Origin of the sequence: Pantoea sp. App145, assembly GCF_047947045.1 — a bacterium.
GTDB lineage: Bacteria > Pseudomonadota > Gammaproteobacteria > Enterobacterales > Enterobacteriaceae > Pantoea.
In genome coordinates, this window is the sequence record NZ_CP133291.1 from 146,170 (window position 1) to 171,943 (window position 25,774).

22 protein-coding genes and 1 pseudogene are annotated in these 25,774 nt (G+C 54.0%); 10 read left to right on the top strand and 13 right to left on the bottom strand.

All coding sequences use genetic code 11. The annotated features are described in order from the left end of the window. Positions 1-160: 160 nt before the first annotated feature. Entirely contained in the window at positions 161-1,360 is a 1,200-nt protein-coding gene (gene fdhA, locus RCF31_RS20595; protein WP_313687227.1) for a formaldehyde dehydrogenase, glutathione-independent, read from the top strand. 132 nt (positions 1,361-1,492) lie between these two features. Here the strand turns inward: fdhA and RCF31_RS20600 are convergent, their stop codons facing one another. Continuing rightward, on the bottom strand, positions 1,493-2,329 hold the full coding sequence (locus RCF31_RS20600; RefSeq protein WP_416413659.1) for an oxidoreductase: 837 nt from the start codon (positions 2,327-2,329) through the stop codon (positions 1,493-1,495). A gap of 108 nt (positions 2,330-2,437) precedes the next feature. Between RCF31_RS20600 and RCF31_RS20605 the strand changes: the two genes are divergently transcribed. The 3 genes from RCF31_RS20605 (at position 2,438) to RCF31_RS20615 (ending at position 6,387) form a co-directional block, all read left to right on the top strand. Next, positions 2,438-3,373: an AraC family transcriptional regulator gene (locus RCF31_RS20605; RefSeq protein ID WP_416413660.1), complete on the top strand. Its 936-nt coding sequence runs from the start codon at positions 2,438-2,440 to the stop codon at positions 3,371-3,373. Positions 3,374-3,551: 178 nt separating this feature from the next. Beyond that, positions 3,552-5,066 (top strand): DUF1254 domain-containing protein, encoded by a 1,515-nt coding sequence (locus RCF31_RS20610; protein ID WP_416413661.1) that lies wholly within the window; start codon positions 3,552-3,554, stop codon positions 5,064-5,066. A gap of 28 nt (positions 5,067-5,094) precedes the next feature. Further along, on the top strand, positions 5,095-6,387 hold the full coding sequence (locus tag RCF31_RS20615) for a DUF1254 domain-containing protein (RefSeq protein ID WP_416413662.1): 1,293 nt from the start codon (positions 5,095-5,097) through the stop codon (positions 6,385-6,387). 38 nt (positions 6,388-6,425) lie between these two features. Here RCF31_RS20615 and RCF31_RS20620 read toward each other — a convergent pair whose 3' ends face one another. The 6 genes from RCF31_RS20620 to RCF31_RS20645 form a co-directional block, all read right to left on the bottom strand. Further along, the gene (locus tag RCF31_RS20620) at positions 6,426-7,544 is read right to left on the bottom strand and encodes a M20 family metallopeptidase (RefSeq protein ID WP_416413663.1); all 1,119 of its coding nucleotides are present in this window, start codon (positions 7,542-7,544) and stop codon (positions 6,426-6,428) included. After that, entirely contained in the window at positions 7,541-8,299 is a 759-nt protein-coding gene (locus RCF31_RS20625; RefSeq protein ID WP_416413664.1) for a glutamine amidotransferase, read from the bottom strand. The genes RCF31_RS20620 and RCF31_RS20625 overlap by 4 nt, the downstream gene beginning before the upstream one ends. Before the next feature lie 11 nt (positions 8,300-8,310). Continuing rightward, positions 8,311-9,390: a phosphotriesterase family protein gene (locus RCF31_RS20630; RefSeq protein WP_416413665.1), complete on the bottom strand. Its 1,080-nt coding sequence runs from the start codon at positions 9,388-9,390 to the stop codon at positions 8,311-8,313. 3 nt (positions 9,391-9,393) lie between these two features. Then, positions 9,394-10,404 (bottom strand): ABC transporter permease, encoded by a 1,011-nt coding sequence (locus tag RCF31_RS20635; protein WP_299450917.1) that lies wholly within the window; start codon positions 10,402-10,404, stop codon positions 9,394-9,396. Positions 10,405-10,414: 10 nt separating this feature from the next. Further along, a complete protein-coding gene (locus tag RCF31_RS20640; RefSeq protein ID WP_299451136.1) occupies positions 10,415-11,161 on the bottom strand; it encodes an ATP-binding cassette domain-containing protein in 747 nt (248 codons plus the stop codon). A gap of 353 nt (positions 11,162-11,514) precedes the next feature. Continuing rightward, positions 11,515-12,537, bottom strand: coding sequence for a LacI family DNA-binding transcriptional regulator (locus tag RCF31_RS20645; protein WP_416413666.1), 1,023 nt, complete (start codon positions 12,535-12,537; stop codon positions 11,515-11,517). Positions 12,538-12,904: 367 nt separating this feature from the next. Between RCF31_RS20645 and RCF31_RS20650 the strand changes: the two genes are divergently transcribed. After that, positions 12,905-13,789, top strand: coding sequence for a substrate-binding domain-containing protein (locus RCF31_RS20650; protein ID WP_416413784.1), 885 nt, complete (start codon positions 12,905-12,907; stop codon positions 13,787-13,789). Between the two features lie 15 nt (positions 13,790-13,804). Here RCF31_RS20650 and RCF31_RS20655 read toward each other — a convergent pair whose 3' ends face one another. Then, the gene (locus RCF31_RS20655) at positions 13,805-14,674 is read right to left on the bottom strand and encodes a PfkB family carbohydrate kinase (RefSeq protein ID WP_416413667.1); all 870 of its coding nucleotides are present in this window, start codon (positions 14,672-14,674) and stop codon (positions 13,805-13,807) included. A gap of 24 nt (positions 14,675-14,698) precedes the next feature. On the opposite strand from RCF31_RS20655, the gene RCF31_RS20660 reads away from it, so the two are divergent. Both RCF31_RS20660 and RCF31_RS20665 read left to right on the top strand, forming a co-directional pair. Then, the gene (locus tag RCF31_RS20660) at positions 14,699-15,544 is read left to right on the top strand and encodes a BtpA/SgcQ family protein (RefSeq protein ID WP_416413668.1); all 846 of its coding nucleotides are present in this window, start codon (positions 14,699-14,701) and stop codon (positions 15,542-15,544) included. Further along, the gene (locus tag RCF31_RS20665; protein WP_409521786.1) at positions 15,544-16,185 is read left to right on the top strand and encodes a TenA family protein; all 642 of its coding nucleotides are present in this window, start codon (positions 15,544-15,546) and stop codon (positions 16,183-16,185) included. Before RCF31_RS20660 ends, RCF31_RS20665 begins: the two co-directional genes overlap by 1 nt. Here RCF31_RS20665 and RCF31_RS20670 read toward each other — a convergent pair. Beyond that, a complete protein-coding gene (locus RCF31_RS20670) occupies positions 16,182-16,688 on the bottom strand; it encodes a phenolic acid decarboxylase (protein ID WP_310616208.1) in 507 nt (168 codons plus the stop codon). The two genes, RCF31_RS20665 and RCF31_RS20670, sit on opposite strands and share 4 nt — an antisense overlap. 99 nt (positions 16,689-16,787) lie before the next feature. Between RCF31_RS20670 and RCF31_RS20675 the strand changes: the two genes are divergently transcribed. Next, complete coding sequence (locus tag RCF31_RS20675) at positions 16,788-17,690, top strand: LysR family transcriptional regulator (protein WP_416413669.1); 903 nt, start codon at positions 16,788-16,790, stop codon at positions 17,688-17,690. On the opposite strand, the gene RCF31_RS20680 is transcribed toward RCF31_RS20675, so the two are convergent. Next, positions 17,661-18,176 (bottom strand): GNAT family N-acetyltransferase, encoded by a 516-nt coding sequence (locus tag RCF31_RS20680; protein ID WP_416413785.1) that lies wholly within the window; start codon positions 18,174-18,176, stop codon positions 17,661-17,663. The two genes, RCF31_RS20675 and RCF31_RS20680, sit on opposite strands and share 30 nt — an antisense overlap. A 97-nt stretch (positions 18,177-18,273) precedes the next feature. Between RCF31_RS20680 and RCF31_RS20685 the strand changes: the two genes are divergently transcribed. Next, on the top strand, positions 18,274-19,194 hold the full coding sequence (locus RCF31_RS20685; RefSeq protein WP_416413670.1) for a LysR family transcriptional regulator: 921 nt from the start codon (positions 18,274-18,276) through the stop codon (positions 19,192-19,194). Between the two features lie 77 nt (positions 19,195-19,271). On the opposite strand, the gene RCF31_RS20690 is transcribed toward RCF31_RS20685, so the two are convergent. From RCF31_RS20690 to RCF31_RS20700, 3 genes and pseudogenes are all read right to left on the bottom strand, one after another. Next, positions 19,272-21,371: an FUSC family protein gene (locus RCF31_RS20690; protein WP_416413671.1), complete on the bottom strand. Its 2,100-nt coding sequence runs from the start codon at positions 21,369-21,371 to the stop codon at positions 19,272-19,274. A 355-nt stretch (positions 21,372-21,726) separates the two neighbouring features. Further along, a pseudogene (locus RCF31_RS20695) lies at positions 21,727-22,430 on the bottom strand (substrate-binding domain-containing protein). After that, positions 22,399-23,469, bottom strand: coding sequence for an ABC transporter substrate-binding protein (locus RCF31_RS20700; protein WP_416413672.1), 1,071 nt, complete (start codon positions 23,467-23,469; stop codon positions 22,399-22,401). Before RCF31_RS20700 ends, RCF31_RS20695 begins: the two are co-directional and overlap by 32 nt. A gap of 175 nt (positions 23,470-23,644) precedes the next feature. Between RCF31_RS20700 and RCF31_RS20705 the strand changes: the two genes are divergently transcribed. Then, positions 23,645-25,771 (top strand): TonB-dependent receptor, encoded by a 2,127-nt coding sequence (locus RCF31_RS20705; protein WP_416413673.1) that lies wholly within the window; start codon positions 23,645-23,647, stop codon positions 25,769-25,771. The last annotated feature ends 3 nt before the right edge of the window (positions 25,772-25,774 follow it).

Sequence of the window (25,774 nt, forward strand, 5' to 3'; positions counted from 1 at the left end):
AATGATGTTTAATTTAATTGTGATGCTTTGCACACATCGAGAATAATAAACGCAGAAAGCACAACCGCGTGCAGGGGAGTTATTAAGCTTAGAGGCGCAGAGTATGATCCTATGCTCAACGGCGACATTTAAAAATTAATACTTTCTGAAAGGTGCTCACATGTCTGAAAACCGCGGAGTGGTATACATAGGTAATGGCAAAGTTGAAGTCCAGTCGATTGATTATCCGAAAATGCACGATCCCAGGGGCAAGAAAATAGAACACGGAGTGATCCTCAAAGTACTCTCCACTAATATATGCGGATCCGACCAGCATATGGTGCGCGGGCGCACCACCGCCCAGGTTGGGTTAGTGCTGGGGCATGAAATCACCGGGGAGGTGATCGAAAAAGGTCGCGATGTGGAACGCTTTGAGATCGGTGATGTGGTCTCAGTGCCGTTCAACGTCGCCTGCGGGCGCTGTCGTTCCTGTAAAGAACAACACACCGGCGTCTGTCTGACGGTAAACCCGGCGCGTGCCGGTGGGGCCTATGGTTATGTGGATATGGGGGATTGGGTGGGGGGGCAGGCTGAATATGTACTGGTGCCCTATGCCGATTTCAACTTACTCAAGCTGCCGGATCGCGAGCAGGCACTGGAGAAAATCAAAGACTTAACCTGCCTTTCCGACATCCTGCCCACCGGCTTTCACGGGGCGGTGACGGCGGGGGTAGGACCAGGTAGCACCGTCTATGTGGCGGGTGCGGGTCCGGTCGGCATGGCGGCCGCTGCTTCTGCACGCCTGTTGGGTGCGGCGGTGGTGATCGTTGGTGATATGAATGGCGCACGCATCAAACATGCGGCAGAACAGGGTTTCGAAGTGGTTGATTTAAGTCAGGATACACCGCTGCATGAGCAGATTGCTGCCATCCTCGGTGAGCCGGAAGTGGATTGCGCCATCGATGCCGTAGGCTTTGAAGCCCGTGGGCATGGTCACGAAGGGGCGCAGCATGAAGCACCGGCAACCGTTCTCAATGCGCTGATGCAGGTGACGCGAGTCGCAGGTAAAATCGGTATTCCCGGCCTGTATGTCACGGAAGATCCTGGCGCTGTCGATAAGGCAGCAAAAATGGGCAGCCTGAGCATTCGTCTGGGACTGGGCTGGGCCAAATCACACGCCTTCCATACCGGGCAGGCACCGGTGATGAAATATAATCGCCAGCTGATGCAAGCCATTCTGTGGGATCGTATTCCGATTGCCAAAATTGTTGGGGTTGAAGTGATTTCACTGGAAGATGCGCCGCGCGGCTACAGTGAATTTGATTCTGGCGTACCGAAGAAATTCGTTATTGATCCGCATTTCTCTTTCTCGAAACCCTGACCAGATAACCTATATTCTGTGTGGTAATCTCGTCGGATAAATTTTAATAAACCGCGCCAGCATTAATCAGAGAAATAAGGTGCTGGCGCATTTTTCCATCAGGTTAAATAATTTACACTACCTGACAATTCATTATTCACCATCGGTTGAACGTGTCAGTTTTTCCCAGCGATTAATATCCTCATTCAATGCGGTGAATTTATCGCGCACCAGCGTCAGAGCATCACTGCCCAGAAGCAAATGTGCCGGAGGGTTAGCGCTGCCGATGATGTCCAGCATCGCCACAGCGGCTTTTTGCGGATCACCCAGTTGCTTACCACTTTTTTCGGCACGCGCCTGGCGGATGGGGTCAAACAACGCATCGTAATCGGCAATGCTCCTTTCGCTACGCACCATCGAACGACCCGCCCAGTCGGTACGAAACGATCCCGGTGCGACCGCAGTGACGAAGATACCGAAGGGTTGTACCTCTTTACCCAACGCTTCAGAAATCCCCTCCAGCGCGAACTTGCTGCCGCAATAATAAGTGATACCCGGCATGGTGATAAAACCGCCCATCGAGGTGATGTTGATGATGTGGCCGCGCCGGCGCTGGCGCATAAACGGCAGCACCGCCTTGATCATGGCGACAGCGCCAAATACGTTGACATCAAACTGACGACGCATCTCCTCCAGGGAAGATTCTTCCATCACCCCTTCATGGCCGTAACCGGCATTGTTGACCAGCACATCAATCGGACCCACTTCCTCTTCCAGTGCAGCAACGGTGCTGTCGATGGCGCTGAAATCAGTCACGTCCAGCAGGCAGGCGGTGGCGAAACCAGGTTTAAGCGCTTCAAATGCCTCTCCGGCGGCCTGATTACGCACGGTGCCGATCACCCGATGACCCTGGCTTAGTGCCTGTTGTGCCAGAGCACGACCAAAGCCGCTGCTGACACCGGTAATGAATAACGTTTTGGTAGATGACATAAGATAGGCTCCCGCTAACAAGTGAGGATGCATAATATTCTTCATTTCTTGTTGTGCTGAGGCCGTATCTTCTGGTTTTATTGCCTAATCTTATGAGTGGGTAATTTTATGAGTGAGCAGATTCAGACCAGCATGGTGGCATTGCTGCGCGCGCTGGCACCGGAAGAAGGCTATAACCTGACCGCGCTGGAGCAGGTACGCATCCTGCGATCCGACCGTCCTTTGGCACGCACGCCGGTGCTGTACGATCCCGGTATCGTCATCGTTTGTCAGGGCTGCAAGCGTGGTTATCTTGGCGATCGGGTTTATGTGTATGACGCTCAGCATTACCTTGCGGTGTCAGTACCGGTGCCGTTTGTGATGGAAACCGATGCCAGCCCGGAGCAGCCATTGCTGGCTATTTATCTGCATTTGGATTTCGCCGTCGCGGCGGAGTTGTTGCTGCAACTCGAACAGCAGGGCGGTGCCGAACCGATACCGGCACCGCAAAGCATGATGTCCACCCCGATGGATGCGGTGATGCAAGATTCTGTGCTGCGTTTTCTGCAAGCGCTGCATCATCCGCGTGATGCGGCCATTCTCGGGCCAGCCCTGATGCGTGAATTGTATTACCGGGTGCTGACCGGCGCGCAGGGCAGTGTAATGCGTTCGGCGCTGACGCAGCAGGGACAGTTTGGCAAAATTGGCAAAGCGCTGCGCCAGATCCACGCCACCTATGCGCAGGCACTGACGCTGGCGCAACTGGCGGCAGAAGCGGGGATGAGCGTGCCCACCTTTCACAGCCACTTCAAGACCATCACCGGTACCGCGCCGATGCAGTATGTGAAATCGGTACGTCTGCATCAGGCGAGGATGTTGATGGTGCGTCAGGAGATGACCGCTGCTGCCGCCAGCTTTGCGGTGGGTTATGAAAGCCCGTCGCAGTTTAACCGCGAATTCAAACGCCTGTTTGGCCTGCCACCCGCAGAGGAAAGTCGCAGAATGCAGCAACATTTTGCCGTGCCACCTGAACATCAGGGCGCGATATTTATTTCTTCACATTGACCGGATGCGCAATAAATCATGCCGCTACAACAAAATCATTAACCCGAACTACACTGACAATGCATCTGTTCAAGGTGTTGCTTCCTTTGCTATTGCCATCTCATACCATCAAAGCCGTTAAAACACTTAAAACTAACGCCAGCTATACCTGTGGATTCATCCGTTCAAGGAGATAATCATGTCGGTATCACGCAGAGAGTTTTACAAGTTAGTCGTCGGTGTCGCCGCCGGATTCGCGGTGATAAAGCACGCAGGAGCGCAACAGATCACCGCAGTAAAAAAAATTCCACTTCATCACGGAGCAGGAGACAAAGGTGAAACCCAGGGAGGTTTTCCTCCCGCTGGCGCGGTTTGTTCCATTGCAGATTTTGACTACCAGATAAAATACCAACGCGCTTTTGAGGCGGTGCTGTGGAATATGCCTGCGGTGGCCATTTACAGTTTCCGGCGCGCGGCGTTTAAAAACCTCGGCATGAAAGATAACGATATCATTGCCTATTCACATACCGCTACGCCGAAACTGGAGGCCATCACGGCCAACAGTACCACCCCTTATATCTCCGCATTTACCGATCTGCAAAAAGGTCCCGTTGTACTGGAAGTCCCGGAAGCGGGAGCCGAGGGGAGTCTTTACGGACAAATTGTCGATGCCTGGCAATTCACCATTGCTGACGTCGGACCATCGGGTATGGATAAAGGGAAAGGGGGGAAATACCTGCTGACACCGCCGGGATATAAAGACGCCATCCCTGAAGGTTATCTACATGTTGCATCACCCAACTATCGCGTCGCCCTTGCATTTCGCTCAGTACTGGCACCCGGTAAATCAGCCAATGATGCTTACCTGTATTCAAAGAAGTTGCGCATGTATTACCTCAGTGAGGCAGCGAATCCTCCTGCGCAGAAATTCGTTGATCCCAGTGATGAAGTTTATCCCACATTGCCGTTCTACGATGAGCGCCATTTCGACGATATGCACGCGGTTGCCAGTGTCGAACCTGCCAGGGAGCAGGATAAGGTGATGATGGGGATGCTGCTGTCACTGGGGATTGAGCGCGGAAAATCCTTCAATCCCGATGCCACAACCCGTAAAGCCATGCGCCAGGCCGCGATTGATGCCTGGTTTTATCTGCAACACTGGTTCGATAATTTCCCGCGAGAGAAGCTGTTCTGGCCGGACCGGCACTATGCTTCGCTGTTACAGGCGGATGACAATCAGCGTTTCACCTTTGTTTATGAAGACAGGATTGACCTGATTAACCGTGCCGCTGAATATTTCTGGTGTACTTATATGCCAAAACAACTCAGCGCTTCTCCGGCTACCCAATATCTGATGGCGCTGGCGGATAACAAAGGCCAACTGCTGGAAGCGGGGGTAATGTACAAACTGGTGGTGCCTGCGCAGATGCCGGTTAAACAGTTCTGGGCGCTCACCGTGTATAACCGCGACACCATGTCTTTTATTTACAACCCTCTCGACCGCACCACTCTCTCTTCCTATGACCTGGAAAAAATGAAAAAAAATGCGGATGGCAGCGTGACCCTCTACATCGGTCCACATGCTCCCGATGGACTGCAAAGCAACTGGATCCCCACCAGTGGAAAACGCCCATTACCTGCGATGCGGTTATATGGTCCAACCGACGCCATTAACCATAAAACGTTCAAATTAGCAGATATTGAGCGCATTTAAGCCAACCGACATGTCTGTGGAGTGAAAAATGAAAAAAGCCCTGATTGCCCTGTCATTATGCGCGCTGAGTTCACAAGTATGGGCGCAAATCCCGGATAAGCTGGCAGAGGATGCCTGGATTTACGCTTATTCAATGGATGAAGCCTACAAGTTTTTTTATGACACGACAGTGAAAAAAGACGTTCCGTTAAACCGCTTCCAGAATATCCGTCATCTTGCCGATGACACCTACACCGATCACCCCACCATTAACAACGACACGCTCCATCTGCAGGGATGGTTAGATGTGGGTGCCGAACCGGTGATTGTCAGCGTGCCGGATATGGACAAAGGGCGCTACTGGATACTCCATACAATGGATATGGGGCATTACACCACCTCGATGATCGGTTCCCGCACTCGTGGCACCAAAGGTGGTCACTTTATGTTTGCTTTACGTAGCTGGAAAGGGGAAGTGCCGGCCAGTATCACGGAAGTGGTTCGGGTTGATTCCGATCTCCTGAAATTGATGGGGCGTATTATGGCGACCAGCCCGGAAGATGAGAAAAAAGCCCTGAGTTATATGGATGACTGGAATATCCGCACATTGTCGGCCTATCTCGGCGAACCAGGGCCGAAAGCGAAGGAATACCAATGGCCCGATCCGGCAACAACCAACTGGCTGCAACGGGTCAACTTTCTCTTGTGTGAAGGCGATATGGGGACAGCCGACAAAAAATGGCTGGATCAGTACAAAGACGTCGGACTGGCACCCTGTAAAACGGATTTCACCGCGGAGCAATTAGCGGCGGCCAAAAAAGGCGAAGAATTGGGCATGGCGTATTTGAAAGAATTGGCACCGAAAATGACCAGTTCAGAAGGGCTGCTGGGCACGCGTGCTGAATTACAAAACAGCCCGCGTGATAAGTTTGCCGAAGGTACGTTTATTGGACAGTGGGGATTACCGCCGGAAGAATCTGTTTATCTTCAGGCAGTGCAAGGTTCTGATGGTAAAAACATTAATGGTGCCAACGGTAAAAAATATCGTATGCACTTTAAAGCACCCAACGTTAGCCAGTTCTGGAGTTTTACCGTGTATGGTTCCGACAATAAACTGATGGCGCATAACGATATAAATCGCCACAGTCGCGGCGATCGTACGCTGAAACCCGATGCGCAGGGGATGTACACCATCGACCTGAGCGCCAACGGTGAGGCCAGTAATCCCAACTGGTTACCAATCCCGGAAAAGGATGCGTATATTGTGCTGCGTTTATACGGGCCAGATAAAGCGATCCGCGAGGGTAAATATAAAATGCCGGTGGTGGAAGTGGTTAAATAACCGGTTCCTGCCGCCTCCGTGCCCGGAGGCGATAGGGTTTATGCCGATGCCATCCACGCTGCAATCAATTCCCCATATAAATTCTCTGCCTCTTCCAGCCGTGACAGCAGGCAATATTCATCAGTCTGATGCGCCATGGTTGGTTCACCCGGCCCAAGAATGACGCACGGCGGCGAACCCAGTGCCGGTAGCAGCAGCGACGCATCAGTAAAGTAGGGCACAATCCGCGCCGTGAGCGGTTCGGCGTGTAGTGGCTGACATAACTGAAACACCTGCTGCATCCAGCGATGTTCTTCAGCGCTCAACACCGCAGGTAAATCTACCAGCGTGGTAACGAATACGTTTTCCCCGAGGGTCGTGGTAAGACGCTGGCGGATTTCGCCATGTTGCAGATTTGGCGCGGTGCGGATATCGACATCAAAGGTGGTGCGATCCGGCACCGAGTTGATGTTTAACCCACCCTGAATGCGTCCCACGTTCAGCGTGGGTTGCTGCATCAGCGGATGTGCCGCACCTGGAGAGAAGTGCTGGATCTTCCCCAGCGCCTCCGCCGCCAGATAGATAGCGTTAATACCCAGATGCGGCATCGCGCCGTGCGCAGTTTTCCCGCAGGTTTCGCAGCGCAGCCACAACGCACCTTTATGACCAATCACCGGATAGTTAGCCGTCGGTTCGCCGACGATTAACGCGCCCGGCTGAGGCAGCGCGGTGTCACCGATCAGAGCCCGCGCGCCGTCGCAGCCGGTTTCTTCACCGCCTGTGAGGTACAACACCACGCCACTGCCCGCCATAATCGCGGATTTGTGACGCTGACAGGCGGTGATAAAGGCAGCAATCGCCGCTTTCATATCGCTGCTGCCGCGTCCATAGATGCGGTCATCAACGATATCTGCGCCGAAAGGGTCATATTGCCAGTCAGCCACGCCCAGCGGCACCGTATCCAGATGTCCGGTAAAACCCAGCGGCTTGCCGTTAGCCTTGCCCGGTAACATGGCAATCAAATTGGTTCGCCGTTCACCAAAACTATGCTGCTGCACCTGGAAACCCACAGCGCGGAGGTAATCTGCCAGCCACGCCATGCATGCAGCTTCGTCACCAGGTGGATTGATGGTGTTAAAACGCAGCAATTGCTGCGTCAGATCGCGTAACGCGCTCATGCGGGTGATCCGGTCAGCCAGTCGAGGCAATTGAGCCACAGCTGGCGAAATCCGGGCCATTGCGCAAATTCCGGTGGCAGCCAGTGCGCAGACATATCACTGGTCCACACCAGCGTGCGTCCCTGCTGATATTCGCGGATTGCCAGCAACGGGTGCGTTGTCCCGGCGACGGTCGCCAGCAGCTGCCCTTCGGGTTGCATTTCGACTTCGTTATAGCCCAGTAGCCACGGCATCTCCGCAGGCAGATTTTCCAGAATGCCATGCGTCTGGGTTTGCTCCAGGTAACAGCCTTCAGGGCGCTCAATCCGGTCATCCCAGGCGAGGCACCGTACGGGCAGCGTTTGTTCAACCGCCGTGTTGCGGTAGCGTGCGCCGCCATTGATGCCCTGGAAACTGTAGTAACCGCCAATCATCATCAGCGCACCCCCCTGAGCAACATGATCATGCAGTAATGTCAGGCGGTTAGCGGTGCGCTGGCTTTTCAGCCAGGTAGCGGGATGCAGCAGCAGGGTGTTAGCACCAATATCCGACAGAATGATCACATCCCATTCCTGTAATGCAGCCAGCGTCAGCGGGAACTGTTCAGGGGCTTCGTGTACCGGCATATGGGTGACCTGATACGCGCTGTCCTGCAACGCCGCGAGGAAATCCACCGCACCGTTGTGCCAGGTGGCGGTCGCGAATTGATCAAAGCCTTTGATATGTGTTGAGGTGCTGGTCCAGGATTCACCCACCAGCAGAACCTTTTTCGTCATGATTTTCTCCATTACGCGCCAAATACCCGCTGTGGGTTGGCGATCATCAACGTTTCTAACTGTTCACCGCTGACACCGTGGCGGCGCAGGCGCGGTACGAAATTTTTCAGGATGTGGCCGTAGCCGTGGCCGCCGTAACGCGTCAGCATGGTTTTGAGGAATACGTCCTGCGACAGCAAAATCTGCTGGAGATAGCCGTCATCGATCAGTGCACAAATCGCGTTAGCATTCTCTTCATCGGAGGGGGACTGTGCCTGTTCATCGGCGTAGTAGTAGCTCATGCCGATCATGTCGTATTCGAGATACGCACCGCGATCGGCCAGTTCTCGCTGATAACTTTTATCCGCATGGCTGGGGTTCATATGGCACAACACGGTATGCCGCAGATCGGCACCTTCTTGGTCCAGAATATCCAGCACCTTGTGGCCAAGGCGTTCCCAGCCAGGCAGATGAACCTCAATCGGCACCCCGGTGGCCGCACTGGCGCGTCCCGCCGCCCGCAGTGATTTCTCTTCATCGGCGGTGAAACGGCTGGATACGCCAATCTCACCAATCAACCCGGCCAGCACCTCAGGTTTTTCCGCCAGTCCACCGAGGTCATAAATCAGTTTTTCCGTCAGCTGTTCCACGCTGGTGGTTTTTACCCACTCCGGGTGCGACGGTTGCAGATACAAACCGGTGCCCATGATGATGTTCAGGCCGGTGAGACGGGCGATACGTTGCAACGCTTTAGGGTCGCGGCCAATACCGATATTGGTGGGATCAACCACCGTTTCCCCACCGAGGGCGCGGTACTTCATCAACTCTTCAATCGCCACATCGACGTCAAACAGCTGGCAGTTATCACGGCTCATCAGCGGATTGAGCGACAATTCACCGAGATTTTCGATGCGTACCGGCATCTCGGCGATATGACGCTCACTGCAACAGCAGGGCGGTACCCATTTGCCCGAGGCGTCCAGCAAAATGTGTTCATGCATCAGCGTGACACCCATCTGGTCCAGCGGCAGCGGGCCGAGGACCGTCATCACATAACCGCTCTGCACGCCGAGCGGCAGCGGTTCGGGATGACGAAAAAGTGAACCTTTCATCAGCTATCCTTTGGCAGAGGCGCGTGCCGGGTTGAGAATGCGTGTGTTGATCCAGATGGCGAGCAGGATGATCGCGCCGGTGGCGATTTGCGTGTAGAACGGTGAAATATGCGACAGAATCAACCCGTTCTGGATAATGGCGATGGAAAGCGCACCCAATAACGTGCCGATCACCGTGCCAAAACCACCGAACAGGCTGGTGCTGCCGAGCACCACGGCAGCGATAACCTGCAATTCAAACCCTTCGCCCTGATTAGAGGAACCGCTGCCGAGACGGGCGGTGATGATCATGCCTGCCAGCGCGGCTGCCATGCCGCTGATAATGTAAACACGCATCACCACCGCTTTGGTATTGATACCGCTACGGCGGGCACCTTCGGCGTTGGCACCGATGGCAGTGACATAGCGACCAAAACGCATATGGTTAAGCACCACATGCCCGACAATCAGCGCCACAATGCCGATCAGGGCGGGCATCGGGATACCCATCACCCAGGCGCGGCCCATAAAGGTAAACGGGCTATCGGCGGGGACCGGGATCGAGTAGCCCTGGGTGATCAACAGCGCCACGCCCCGCACCACCGCCAGGGTGGCGAGGGTGACGATAAACGCCGGAATCCCCTCGTAAGCAATAAAGAAACCGTTAATCGCGCCGACTAACGCGCCCATTGCCAGGCCGCCAATCAGTACGCAGTACCAGGGCCAGCCCCAGCTGTTGAGGGCAATGGCGGACAACGCGCCTACCAGTGCCAGCGTCGATCCTACCGAGAGATCAATGCCGCCGGTGGTGATCACTAGCGTCATCGCCGTCGCCACAATCAGCAGAGGTGCGCTCTGGCGAATAATGTTGAGCCAGTTAGGCGTGGTGAGAAAGTTGCTGGTGATCAGTGAAAACACCACACAGCAGAAGACAAAAAACAGCGCAATGCTGACCACGCCAGAATGGTTATGTAGCAGGCGTCTGGGCAGCGAATGCTGGATCATGCGTGTACCGGAGAGGTTAACCATACTCATACTCGTTCCCTTAATGGGCGTGGGCGGACGGCGCGCTGAATTTCTCGCCGACAATCAGGTTGACGATTTCGCTCAGGCTGGTGTCGGCCACCCGGCGGTCCGCCACGTTGGTGCCCTCGTACATCACCATGATGCGATCGCACACCAGAAACAGATCCTGCAAACGGTGGGTAATCAGGATCACGCTAACGCCACGGGCGCTGACGCGTTTGATCAGCTCCAGCACTGCTTCCACCTCGGCCACGGCCAGCGCCGCTGTGGGTTCATCCATAATCAGCACTTTCGGACCGAACGCTGCCGCACGGGCAATGGCGATCGCCTGACGCTGCCCACCTGACAAATTACGCACCAGCAGGCGGGTATCAGGAATGGAAATCCCCAATCCCTTTAGCATTTCACGCGCATCGGCATGCATTTTTTGTTGATCGAGAAAGGGCACGCCCAGCCAGTGTTTCATCGGTTCGCGGCCCATAAACAGGTTACCCGCGACATCCACGGTGTCGCACAGCGACAAATCCTGATAAACCATTTCGATATGGCAACGTCGGGCATCGGCGGGATTCGCGAAACGCTGCTCCTCGCCATCAATACGAATTGCTCCGCTGGTAGGCACCACGGCACCGGACAGCACCTTGGTCAGCGTGGATTTACCGGCACCGTTGTCACCGACCAGACCCAGCACTTCACCGGGTGCCAGCTCGAGATTCACACCGCGCAGCGAGCGAATCGAGCCGTAGGTTTTAGTGATATTGATCATCTCAACCCGTGCCGGGGCGGCACGTTGCTGCTGTTGCATCTCAACACTCCCCTTGTGATTCAAACGGAGACGTTGCATCAGCGGACGCCTTACGCGGTAAGGGTTTACATCTTGTAAACCGGTTTACCCGATGCGCGTAAAACATGTCGCTGACCAACGCATGTCTTGCAGAGATATTTGTTCGCCACTGGAAAGATAGCAGAGACTGTGCCAGGTGAAAAAATCACCTCATGCAACCTTGTGCAACCTGATGTTTACTTTGGTGAAATATTTTTTTCACTCAGGTAAACCGGTTTACCTGGTGGCGGAGATTTTAAGCGTGATGAGCCAGCAGGGTGCAACGATGCGCCAATTTAGCGCATGTTGGACAGCGGGCTGATAGAGTCGCGGGCGATCCATTCCACCGGCAGGCGGGTTTCCAGGGGAAGCGGCAGGTCGCCGTGCAGCAGGTTCAGCATCTGTTCAACGGCGGCACGCCCCATATCCCGTGCGGGTTGGCGAATGGTGGAGATACGCGGCTGGGTGAAATCGGCATAGCTGGCATCATCGAATCCTACCAGTGACAGGGCCTCCGGCGCACGTAACCCGCGTTCACGCAGGCCATCCAGTAACCCGAGCACCAGATAATCACTGGCGGCGAACACCGCACTCGGGCGTGGTTCGCTGGCAAAGAAATGGTGCAGGGCCTGCGCGCCAAAACTGCGCTCGTATTTGCCAAACAATACCCATTCCGGCACCACTGCCAGCCCGGCCTGTTGCATCGCCTGGCAAAAACCCTGGTAACGTTCGCGCACGCTCATCAACGCATCGGGACCGCCAACAAAAGCAATCTGCCGATGTCCGGCGGCAATCAGCTGCTCCGTCGCCAGTTTGCCGCCCTGGACGTTATCGGCGAATACTTTCGGCACGTTGCTGCCGGGAATATCCTCATCCAGCAAGACGATACGCTGTTGGCGCTGGACCTCTTTGCGCAGCAGGCCATTATCCGGGCGGTTGGTGGTGAACAGCAGGCCATCCACCTGGCAGGTATCCAGCCAGCGAATAAACTGGCATTCCTTGTCCGGGTTGTTGCGGGTGATGCATAACACCAGGCTGTAGCCACGCTGTGACGCGGCTTCTTCGGCGGCATCGGCCAGTTCGGCAAAGAAGGGGTTAGTAATATCGGGCAGCACCAGGCCGAGTGTTTCACTACCGCCTTTGCTTAAGCGGCGTGCCAGCGAGTTGCCGCGATAATCCAGCTGACGGATCGCGTTTTCGATACGCGTAACGGTATCCTGCGGCAGAACCAGCGAATGATTGAGATAGCGCGACACGGTTGCTTTTGACAACCCGGCCAGTTGCGCCACATCTGAAAGTAAAACGCGTTTTTTTGTCATGAGTGCACACCTTTTATCGGCCACAGCATTAACACATTTTTCCCTGCCAGCGACAGACTTTTTACTGCGGCTGCACTTAAAATATTCGCTTGACATTTTATTGCGTTCGGAGAATGTTAATACCCAGTTTATCCGATGCCGTTTTTCCTTTAGCGCTTTTCATCCAGCCACCGAACGGAGTTCGTGACGGAAAAGTAATAAAGGTCGCCAATGCAGGCAGCAGACATTATGTTTGCTGTTCCAGATATTTGTCCCGCAAAAAACTTACCCACCAGGGTGCAGACACTTTTTGATGAGGGCAACGATGATGTTATTTAACACCAGCAAGAAAAGCGTTCTTTCCTGTGTTGTACTTCTCTCTTCGATAATGACTACTTCCGTTATGGCGGCTTCAGCTGATTATGCTTTGGTGCAGATCAATCAGCAGGCCTTATTTTTTAATCAGATGAATAAAGGCGCGCAGGAAGCGGCAAAAGCCAGCGGTAAAAATGTCGTTATCTTTAACGCTAACGATAATCCTGTTTCACAAAACGATGCGATTGAAAACTATATTGAACAGGGCGTGAAAGGCATTATGGTGGATGCCATTGACGTCAATGGCATCATGCCCGCAATAAAAGAAGCGGCAGCGAAAAACATTCCGGTGATTGCTATCGATGCGGTATTACCCGCTGGCCCACAAGCGGCTCAGGTGGGGGTAGATAACGCTGAAGGCGGTAAGATCCTCGGCAAATATTTCCTGGGTTATGTTGATAAAAGTATGGGCGGCAAAGCGCGTGTCGGTATTGTTGGCGCGTTGAATTCTGCCATCCAGAATGAGCGCCAGAAAGGCTTTGAAGACACCATCAAAAGCAATAAAAACATCAGCGTGGCCGATGTGGTTGATGGCCGCAACATCCAGGATGACGCGATGACGGCGGCGGAAAACCTGATTACCGGCAACCCGGACATGACCGCGATTTATGCCACCGGTGAACCGGCACTGCTCGGCGCGATTGCGGCGGTGGAAAACCAGGGACGTCAGAAGGATATCAAGGTGTTTGGCTGGGACCTGACTGCCCGCGCCATCAGCGGTATCGATCAGGGTTATGTGGTGGCGGTACTGCAACAGGACCCGGAAAAAATGGGTGAAGAAGCCGTCAAAGCCCTGAATGCCATCAGCGCCGGTAAAACGGTGCAGAAACACATCCAGGTACCGGCGACGGTGGTGACCAAAGAGAACGTGGGCAGCTATCGCGCCATGTTCAAATAAACCTCTGGTCCGGCATTAACGCCGGGCCAGAATGACCTGTAACTCTGAGCGGGTGGGAAATGCGCCCCAGGTCCCCCGGCGGCTGACGGTGATGGCTGCGGCCGCAGTGGCATGACGCAATGCCAGCGCGTCCGGCAGGGTCTGACGCAGCAGGCTGGAGGCCAGCATCACGGCAAGGAAGGTATCACCCGCGCCGGTGGTATCGATAACCTCGGCTTTGACGGCGGCGACCTGCCAGCTCTGCTGGTCACGCTGTAATTGCGCACCGGCAGCGCCCAGGGTGGTGATCAGGCTGCCGTGCGGTGGCAGCATCGGGATCAGTAAGGCCGCTTCTCCCTGATTGACGACCGCGATGTCTACCCAGGGCCAGCAGTGGGCAAAATCCGGATTCACCGGGGAAGGGTTAAATACCGTGGTCATGCCCCGGGATTTAGCCTGCTGGAACAATGCCAGAGTGGTTTGCGGGGAGAGATTTCCCTGCTGTAAAAAAATATCTCCCGGTTGCGCCGCTGTTAAATGTGCGCTAACGCTTTCCGGGGTCAGACTATTTGCGGCGGCATTGCTGGTCATAATGGCATTGTTGCCATCAGCCGTGGTGAAAATAACCGAGTTGTCACTAAAGGTAACGGTGGCCGCAGAAGGTAACAGCGTCAATCTTTCATCACTGGCGCGCTGGCGTAACCATTCACCCTGTGAATCTGCGCCGGTAGCAGTAATTAATGTGGTGGCAATACCACAGCGGGATAATACCATCGCCTGGTTGGAGCCTTTGCCACCCACATCACTATGGACTTTATTTCCCAGGGCGGATTCACCCTCGGCAGGAAAATGATCAACCTGCCAGAATTCATCAACGGTAATATTACCGCATACATAGATATGCATGGTTTTCTCGAAAAGGTGATTAAGATGGCAGTTATCTCATCAGAAAAGAGTGATGCAATTCAAGAAATATTTTCACGTTCAAAAGCAGTGATAGGAGTTATTCATTGTGATGCTTTTCCCGGTTCGCCAAAATATCGCGGCGCGCCTGTTCCCGATATTATCGAACGCGCACTGCGGGATGCGGAAAATTATCTGACAGGCGGGGTGCATGGTTTGATTGTTGAGAATCATGGCGATATTCCGTTTTCGAAACCGGAGGATATCGGCCCGGAGACAGCCGCATTTATGGCGGTGATCACCGAAAAAATTCGCAGCCGTTTTGGTGTACCACTGGGAATTAACGTGCTGGCGAATGCGGCGATCCCGGCACTGGCAACGGCGCTGGCCGGTGGCGCGGATTTTATCCGGGTCAATCAATGGGCCAATGCCTATGTGGCGAATGAAGGTTTGATTGAGGGGGCAGCGGCCAAAGCGTTGCGTTATCGCAGCCAGCTACGCGCTGAGCATATTCGGGTGTTTGCCGACAGCCATGTGAAGCATGGCAGCCATGCGATTGTCGCCGATCGTTCCATTCCTGAGCTCACCCGTGATGTGGAGTTCTTTGAAGCGGATGCAGTGATTGCCACCGGGCAACGCACCGGCGATAGCGCCACCTTAAGCGAAATCGATGAAATCCGCAGTGCCACCTCGTTGCCGTTGCTGGTGGGATCGGGTGTTACGCCGGGTAACGTCTGCGAAATTCTCGGTCGCACTCAGGGCGTGATTGTGGCCAGCGCGCTGAAACGTGATGGTGTCTGGTGGAATGAAGTGGAACTGGCGCGCGTGAAACATTTTATGAATGTGGCCAAAGCCGTGCTGGAGGAGGAGTGATGTCATTCACCGATCGTCTGTTACAGGAACATCAGGCACTCTGGCAGGAAATGCAGCAACATCGTTTCGTGCTGGATATTGAACAGGATCAGCTCGATGAGGCGGTATTCAATCGGTATCTGGTATTTGAAGGCAACTTTGTTGCTACCGCTATCGCCATCTTTGCGCTGGGCATCAGCAAAGCGCCCGGCATCCGCCAGCAGCGCTGGCTGATTACGGTGTTGAATGCGCTGGTTGATACGCAGATTGCCTGGTTTGAAGAGGTTTATGCGCGGCGCAATATTGATCCGGCCAGTGTTCCGGGCGATCTGCCTGGGGTTCAACGTTTCGATCAGGGCATGTTGCACACGGCGCAGCAGGGCAGCTATGCCGACATCATCACCATCATGTTTGGTGCCGAATGGATGTACTACCACTGGTGCGCGCGGGTGGTCCAGCAAACCCAAAGCGATGCAGATGTTCGCCGCTGGGTGGAGTTGCATGCCGAGGAGGCATTTTATCAACAGGCGAGCTGGCTGAAAGCCGAACTGGATGCCTGCACAGCCACGCTGCCGGAAAGCGAACGGCAGCGGCTGTCAAAGCTGTATGCGGAGGTATTGCGCTGGGAAATCGATTTCCACAGCGCAGCCTGGCTGGATTAACGCAGATTAGCTGGGAAGTCGGCGGGCAGTTCGCTCGCCGCACAGGCAATCACGCTCTCATCATCGGGACCGCAGTCGCGCACAAAGGTAATGGTGGCAAATTCATCAATCACTGTGGTTGGATAAGTGGGTCCCTGTTCACGATACGCCGCCATTTCACTCAGATGATCATTCTGGAAGCAGACGGTTTTTTCCGGATTCAGCATCACCCACTGCGGGAAGAAAATGGTGCCGTGAAAGACAAGGTCAGCGAGGTTGGCGATCAGGCTGACGTCGGTGCCGGTCGGTTCGGTCCAGGAAATTTTATACACCGCGTCGGCGACCCGCACGATGTAAGCCTGCTGATCTTTCACCCAGCGATTTCCCACCAGACCACTGTGAATACGGTAGTCGAGGGTGGTGGCATTTTTCACGTAGATCTCGTAATTCCAGCCATTGTCGTAGGTGTAGACCAGGTGTTTACCAATAAAACCGCTCAAATCTTGTTTATCAAAGGTGCTCATTTTTCATCTCCTTCAGTTGATGAACTAACGATACCTCTGTAAAAAATGAATGAATAACGCTATTTTTGGATAGTTTTAATCTAAATAATGGATGTATTCATGTTTAAGACCACGCTGGAACAATGGGCGATCCTGGATAAAGTCGTTGAACTGGGCGGATATAATCAGGCGGCGGAGGCCATGAATCGCAGCCAGTCATCCGTCAGCTACAATCTCTCGCTGCTACAGCAACGCCTTGGGATTTCATTGCTGCGTATTGAAGGCAGGCGTGCGCTGCTGACCCCGCAGGGGGAAACTCTGCTGGCGCAGGCGCGTCCATTGCTGAATGCCTTCCATGTTTTGGAGTCGCGCGCGGCCAGCTTGCATGACGGGGTGCGTACCCAGCTGGAACTGGTGGTTGACAATATTTTTCCCCGTCAGACGCTATTTCGCGTGTTGCAGCAGTTCCAGCAACAATACCCGGCGACGCAAATTCAACTGACCGAGGTGCTGGAATATGACGATCCGCTGCATCCGGCGGTGCCTGACGCCGATGTGATGGTGATGACGCGCCGCGAAGACGTCTCCGGACGCGGGCAATGGCTGATGAATGTTGATTTTCTCGCGGTTATCCATCGCGACCATCCGCTGCTGAGCTTAGCGCAGCCGCTGACGGAATATGACCTGTCACGCTATCCGCAAATCCGCATCGGTACTTCGCGCTCGCAGGCGCCGAATGCCTCGGTGGGGCAATCAGAACAATGGTTTTTCTCGACGGTAGATACGGCGGTTGAAGCGGTGATGCACCAGGTGGGATATGGCTGGCTACCGCAGGAGCGCATCGATGAGGCACTCCGGCAGGGAGTGCTGCAACCGTTACCGCTTAATCACGGTGGTCGGCGCAGTACGCCGATGCATCTGATTGTGAAAAAGGAACTGATCCCGCTGGATGACCAGGTGATTGCATTGGTAGACCTGTTTACCCGCTATTGTTCAGGGCAGGGTACGGTCTCCGGTACCTAATTCGCGCTGCATAATCACCGTATCCAGCCAGCGGCCGTGTTTGAATCCCACCGAGCGTAGCGTGCCGGTAACGGTAAAACCGGCTGAACGGTGCAGGGCGATAGAGGCATCGTTTTCGCTGTTGCCTACCACACCTATCATCTGACGATATCCGTGCTGTTCGGCCCATAACAACGACTGCGCCAGCAATTTTCTGCCGATACCGCGTCCGGTATATCGCTGGTCGATATACACCGAATCTTCGAGGCTAAAGCGATAGGCAAACCGTTCGCGCCAGCGCGATAGATAGCAATAGCCCAGCACCACACCGTCTTCGATTGCCACAAACCACGGCAGCCCGGCGGCGTTAATTTTTTGCAGGCGAGCCAGCAGGGTGGCTTCATCAGGCGGTTCGGTTTCAAAGGTCGCGCAACCGTATAACACATGGTGCGCATAAATCTGTTGGATAGCGGGGATATGTTGTTCTTCTGCCAGCAAAATTTCCATGGTACGACTCTCGTTTGTTATCTGCATTCAGGCTAACCTGTTGCCTGAATCTGTGGCAGCCTGTCGCGCTTATCCACGCTATAAGGAATTTTTAGAGATGGCCAGTCTCAATCTCGATCATCTGGATACCTTCCGCCTGGTTATCAGTCGGGGCAGTTTTTCCGGCGCGGCAGATGCGCTGGGCCTTTCGCAACCGGCTGTCAGCCTGCAAATCCGTCAGCTGGAGCAATCACTGCAAACAAGGCTGATTGAACGCACCGGGCGCGGGGTCAGGGCCACCGCAGCAGGGCAGGCGCTGCTGGAGCACAGTGAACATATTGCCAGCGTGATTGCCACGGCACGGGCCGCCGTCACCCAACATGCTGATGAGATCAGCGGTACGGTGATCGTTGGCACCGGCGCGACCGCCTGCATTCATTTATTGCCTCCGCTGCTGCAACAATTACGCCAGCAGCATCCACAGCTGAAAGTGGACGTGAGGACCGGCAACACCGCCGCCATTATACGCGCGGTAGAAGAGAATCAGGTGGATATCGGCCTGGTCACGTTGCCGGTTAGCAGCCAAAGTGTGCATGTCAGTCAGTTATATGAAGAGGATTTCAGGCTAATTGTGTCAGGCGAAAGCAGGGAAACCGTTGCAGTACCGGCCACGCCAGCGGCGCTGGCATCATTGCCATTGATCGTTTTTGAGTCAGGTAGCGGCACGCGGGCCGTCATCGATGCCTGGTTCCGCGAGGCGGGACTGCGTCCCATGCTGGTGATGGAGCTGGGAAGTGTTGAAGCAATCAAACGCATGGTACGTGCCGGACTGGGCTACAGCCTGGTGCCAGCGATGGCATTGGCGCAGCAGGAAGACCGGGCGGGTTTAGACGTATTTATTCCGCAACCTGAATTGAAACGCAGTCTTGGTATCGTGATGCGCCACGATCGTGTGGTGAGCCGGGGGATGACGGCGGTGCTGGATCGGCTGCGTCGGACTGAAAGCACGGGTTTATCAATCACCGGGGGCATCCCGTAATAGCTGCTGGCAATAGTCCGGGAGTGAGCCTGCATATTCCGACCAGATACTCGCAGGTTCATAGGAGATCGGACGAATTACCGTGGCGGCAGGCGATACATCTTTTGCTGCATCAACTCTGCCTGGCGCGCATTCATCACCGGCCATGCCTGCTGCGGAAACAAATACAGCCGCACGCTGGCAAGATGGAACATTGGGGTCAGCAGACTCTCGTCCCACATCGCCAGACGCTCCAGCATCAGCAGCAATGTATCGATCTCATCCAGCAGATCCGGGTGGGGTGTGGTTTGCAATGATTTCAAACGTCGCTTCAGAAACAAACCCAGCTCGTGGAACATCTGTCCGCTATCGAGATGATATTTCGCCAGTAAATCTTTATGTCGTGCGTAGTAGTCAAAGCTGTTGACCCCCAGCCATACCTCATTCAGCAGCATACCCGCCGAGGTCATATCAGGTTGTGGATCGAGGCGCAGGCGCGGTAGCACCACATTCAGCTTATCCAGCATCAGGCCGATAAAACGCTGACGTCCCAGTAACGATGAACTGTTGCGTTCCGTTTCTTTGATAAAACGCAGCAGTTCGCGCAGACCAATGCGTACCGCGCGGCGTGCAGTCCAGGACGGCTTTTTATTGCGCAGGATAGCGGTAAGGATGACGGCAAATAACACGCCAGTCATCGAGGAAATGGCGGTATTGGTCAGTGCCACAAGGTCAGGGCGCAGATGATGGCCCAGGCCAATAAAACCAGGAATTTGAATCGCGACACTCAAACCAATCATATTGGTAGTGGGGCGGGCAATCATCAGTCCGAGCAGGATCAGACCCGGAGCCAGGCAAATCATCAGCGCCTCAAACGATGTCGCCTGCGGCAGCAGGATAGCCACGTAAATCACGCTGATAAAGATGGCGACGATAACACCACGAATAAATAGCTTCATGGAGGTGAGAGGTGTATCCAGACTGGCGAAAAACGAACTCAGAATAGCTGCCATCACCGGGGCGGATGCGCCATCGCGCCAGCCCGTCGCCATCCACACCAGACAGGATCCGAAGGTGGCACAAAAAGCGGTGAGGGCGGATAGGCGGATAAGCCCCTTGTCAAAAAAGCGGTGGGTACGTTTGCCGCGCGCCAGGGTGGTATCACCTGAAAGATCGCTCACCAGCCCACCTACGCTCTGATAGGCTCCGGCGATACGCACAAAGTCCGTCAGACGCTCCAGTACACCGATCAGTAACAGGTGGGATTCAGTAGGCAACTCGCCCAGACGCCAGGTTTCGTTAAGTTCCTTCTGACAGGTTGCCAAAGCCTGCTGAATATCGCTGGTTTCACCCACCGCCTCACCGTCATGTAACCACAGCAGGAACTGGCGGAAGGTTTGTGCCACATTTTCCGGGAAGGTGATTTGCAACGCTGACAATTTTTGCAGGCGAATTTCAATCGCGATAAGCGTTGGGATCAGATAAGACAGATGCTGGTACTGCACACTGACCAGACGAATCAATCGACGCGCCGCATCCCCCTCGTACACGCAGTGAGTGATAAGAATTTCTACCTGCTGCGGATTGGTCGCCATGCGGATCAGAATGTCATCACGCTCAGGGGATTTATCCGTCGGGATGCCGGAAAGCAGGTCGCTACATAGCTTGCGTCCATTGAGGTACCACTGGCTGACACTCTGCTCCAACAGGCTGCGCATGGAGACCGGAAACAACAGGCCATGTACCAGGCTGCTGCACACGATCCCTAAGGTGATCTCTTCAATGCGAGATAACACCGTATTGGTGATTGCCAGTGGGGTGGTGACTTCCGGGAACCCCATGATCGCCGCGCTGTAACCGGCCAGCATAAAGACATAACTTTTCGGCGTGCGATCGTGCAGCGACAGGTACAAACAGACGCTGACCCAGAGCGATACGCACAGGCTAAACAGCAGCGGATGCTCCACTGTCAGCGGAAAGATAAAAAAGATAAACACGCCACCCAACAAGGTGCCCATCAGGCGGAACACCGATTTGGAGATGGTGGAGGCTGAATAAAGCTGTGAGGAAACAAATACCGTGGTCAATGCCCAGGCAGGTTTATCCAGGTTCAGTTCCAGTGCGAAATATAATGCCAGAAAGGCGGCCAGACAGGTTTTAACAGCAAAAAAAACGGCGTTTTTTGAAAACCACGGCATGACAGTAATAAGACCAGGAGGAGGCGCTAAGTGCGGCGTATCCTGCCAGAATTAAAAAACCACTCACCCCGTTAAATATGACAAATTGTTTCGCAATCAAAAATGATGTTCTTACTCTGTGATCAATTCGCGATTAATTATTAAATATTTCTTATGCGGAAAAGGGAAGGAGTCGCCGGAAGGAATGCCAATGTGGCGTTATTTTGTTCAGGTTTTGCCGTTTTCCGGGTTTTATCCCGACTCTGCCATCAATATGTTAAATGTGATCTGGATCATGTTTTTGCCAATTCCCACAGTTTTCGTGTTGCCACCATAAAATAATTTCGCGCTGACAGACGTGATTCCCTGCGCGAGATCAATCCATTACCACTAAAAATCCGTATTGCCTGAGAATCTGCTGCGCTGCCGGGGACTGCAGGAAATCGGCCAGCACCAATGCCTGTGGCTGACACAGCGCCCAGGCATATTCAGCCCGAACGTTATAGGGTGCCGGGATACTAAATACCTGGAGTGCCGGAAAGGATGTCAGGCGAGGGGCGTAACTGGCATAGCCAATAAACATATCGGCGTGATTCCGGGTCAAAAGCCAGCTGGCGGCAAGCTCACCCGGCGGGACGGTCAGGCTGTCTGTTCCGCCGACCAGGCAGCGGGCTTTAGCCTGAATCTGCTGACCTAATCCAGAATGATGTTGTTCAATGTTGGCGAACAGTTGCCAGGTATAGTCACCGGAGGGATCACTGTGCGGTGTCGAGGTGGCGAGCGTCAGATCGGGGCGTGCCAGTAACGAAAGCCAGTCATCCTGTTCGGTGACGCGGTCACGTTTCACTGTCAGGCAAAGCGCATTGGCCGCAAAGCGGCCAGTTTTCAGCGCCAGCCCACGCTGGAATAAATCTTCAGCATGTGCGAGATTCGCTGAGGCAAACAAATCACAGCGAACTCCCGCCACAATCCGCTCGCGCAGCAGGCCTGCCGGGCCAAAATCCGTCTCGACAGTCAAGCCATTAAGGCTGGCCATACCGGTTTCAGGCTACCGGCTGCCAGGATGTGCAGCGTTGTCATGATAATGCGTCCGGTAAAATTGTTGATACCATTGGTCAGCCTGTTTCTGCATATCAATATCGCGGAATTTTTCCGGATAGAGTTTCTTCGCCATCCACAGTTCTCCCAGCCCAATGGCTTCGGGCATCGGATAGCCCCAGGCTTTGGCATATTCCGGCATCAACCACACGCGATGATTTTTCACTGCATCAATGGTTTGCCATTGTGGGTTATGGATGATTTCATCCACCTCCTGTGGGTAACGATCCTGAACAAAAATCACCTGCGGATTCCAGGCAATAACCTGCTCCATACTGACCTGTTTAAAACCCTGAATGGTGGAAGCTGCTACATTGAGTGCCCCTGCATGGGCCATCATCAACCCGGTATATTTACCAGAACCGTAAGTGGTGAGGTCCGGGTTTGCCATATAGGCACGCACGCGTTGCTGCTCGGGGACAGACCGCAAACGATCAGCCACCAGCTGGCGACCTGCAAAGGCAGCATTAATCAGCGTTTGCGCCTGTTGCTGCTTATTCACCACCTCACCGATAAGCGTGATGCCTTCCTTAATACCCAGATTATAGGCCTGTTCTTCATCCTGCATGGAGGGATTGATTTTGCCCTGCTGACCCGCGTCGTCATGCCGCAGAGAGATAGCGATCACCGGAATGCCGAGGGCGGAAATCTTATCGATCATCTCTTTCGGCGCATAGTTGGTCACAAACACCACCTGCGGATGGAGTGCCACCAGGCTTTCCACATCCACATGGGTAAGATCGCCAAGCATCGCTTTGTGATTGAGCTCCGGCACCAGCGTGGCGTAGCCGTCACCCAATTGCTGCTTCCAGTTTGCCAGGATGCCGACGATTTTGTCGGTGGCGTTCAGTTGCACCAGCAAATTCAGGGTTTGATGTTGCAGCACCACGACACGGTCCACCTTGTCGGGAAGGGTGACCTGGCGGCCGATCTGATCGGTGACCACCCGGCTGGCAAAACTGTGCAGTGAAGTAAGCAGTAAAACGCTGGCTAAGGCAAAGCGGGAAAAAGGGCGGTTCATAATGGCTCCTGATATCGATATGCACAGGATTATATAGCGATATGTGCCATGACTAAATATACGATTGCTCTTTTAAAAATTAACGATATATAATAATTTACATAGCGATAATAATAACCTTACAAAACAATACCATAAATCAATCTTTTTTATTCAGTAAAGCAATGGCCAGGAAATGAAAATTAATTCGCGTAACACCCCGGTTATCAGTTTAATTAGCTTAAGCGTACTGATAGCGATTAATGCCAATGCGGCAGAAAACACCACAGAGCAACCTGCTCTAACCGTCACCGCAGTACCCAGTCAAACCCCTTCATCTGTCGATAAAAAAGCCACCTTGGGTAATTTAGGCAGCCAGGAAATACGTAATACCCCGTGGTCGGTTGAGACAGTTTCTCCGCAATTGATAAAGCGGCAGCAACTGAAAAGCATCACCGATATCTATCGCTATATGCCTTCGGTACAGGGGGATGGCGCGCGTCCACAGACGCGGGGTATGCAGGGCAGCGTGGTACAAAACAGTATGATCGATGGGTTGAATGTGGTCTCAACCACCGATTACGCCGCTGAGCAGTTTGATCATCTGGAAGTGCTGAATGGTCTGGCCGGTTCGCTTTATGGCCCCGCCAACCCGGCTGGCTTATTCAATTTTGTCAGCAAGCGTCCAACCGATACGCCGCAGCATAGCATTACGGTCGGGGGCGGAACCGGGCTCAGCCATCTGCTGTCTGGCGATTTTAGCGGTCCGTTGGATGACAACGACCGGCTGCGCTACCGCCTGAATATGCTGGATGATGAAGGTAATGGTTACGTAAAAGGCAGTAAGAAACGTCGTCAGTTAGTGAGTCTGGCGCTGGATGCTAACCTTACCGACAAGACGGTGCTGGAGACCAACTTTAGCTATTACCATTTCTATGACAAAGGCTTGCCGGGTAAATTTGCGCTGGGCAGTGGCCTGACATTCCCCGCCGCGCCTGATCCGAAAACTGCGCATCTGGGCCAGTCCTATGCCGGTGATAACAACCATACGCTGACGGCGGGCGTCCATCTGAAGCACGATTTTGACGGCAACTGGCAGGGCGAAGTGGGGGTGTTACGACAAATCGCCGATCGTGAGTCAACGGCAGTCACTAATACCTTTACCGACAATAAAGGCCATTACACCACCACCACGTCCTCGGCCACCGCCAGTCGTTTTACCATCAACAGCTACATGGCGAATCTGAATGGTGAAGTGGATACCGGCTGGATTCATCACCAGATTTCCACCGGCCTGCGCGGTTTTGTCTGGAAAAATATGAATCCGATAGCAGGGGGGACTTCAACGCTGGGCAGTGCCTCGCTGGATAATCCGCAGGCCTTTGCTGAACCTGATTACCCGGATTTCACCGATCGCTACCATTCGGCCACTGCCACGCAACACGCCTTCCTGTTGAGCGATAACCTGTCGTTTTCACCGCAATGGAGCCTGTTGCTGGCAGGAAGCGAAAGTTTGCTCAGTTCGTCCAACTACAACAAAGCAGGCAGCCGTACCAGCGAATCGTCAAACAGTGGCTTTAGCGGTTCTGCCAGTTTGATGTACAAGCCGGTTGACCCGCTGACGCTGTATGTCAGTTACGCGGATAGCCTGCAACAGGGGGATACCGCACCAACCGGATCGAATAACGCCGGGAACATCCTCGCGCCTTACCGCAGCCGTCAGGTGGAGATGGGCAGCAAACTGGCGATTAACAACAAACTTCTCCTCACCGCCGCGGTGTTTCAGATCAAGCGTCCTTACGCCTATACCAATGCCAGTGGCGACTATGCCATCGATGGCGAACAGCGTAACCGGGGTATTGAGTTGATGGCTGATGGCGATGTCACTGATCGCTTACATATTTACGGTGGCATGACGTGGCTGGACCCGCGTTTGTTAAAAACCGCCAGTAAACAGACCGAGGATAAGCAAATCGTTGGTTTGTCGCGCTACGTCGCCAGCCTGTTTGCTGCCTATGATCTGCCGATGCTGAGTGGCACGGATATCCACGGCGGCCTGCATTATGTAGGTCGGCGCAGCACCGATAACCAGAACAATGGCTGGGTGAGCGGTTATACCACGCTGGACGCAGGAACAGCATGGAAAACCCAACTGTTCAATACCGCCACCACCTTCCGCCTGGATGTGACCAACCTGACGAATCGCCACTACTGGACCAATATCGTACCGGGTGGACTCAACGGTTACAGCGGTTCGGGTTACGCCAGCGCCCAGCTGGGCGAGCCGCGTATGGTTCAGGTATCCATGCAGCTTAACTTCTGACGG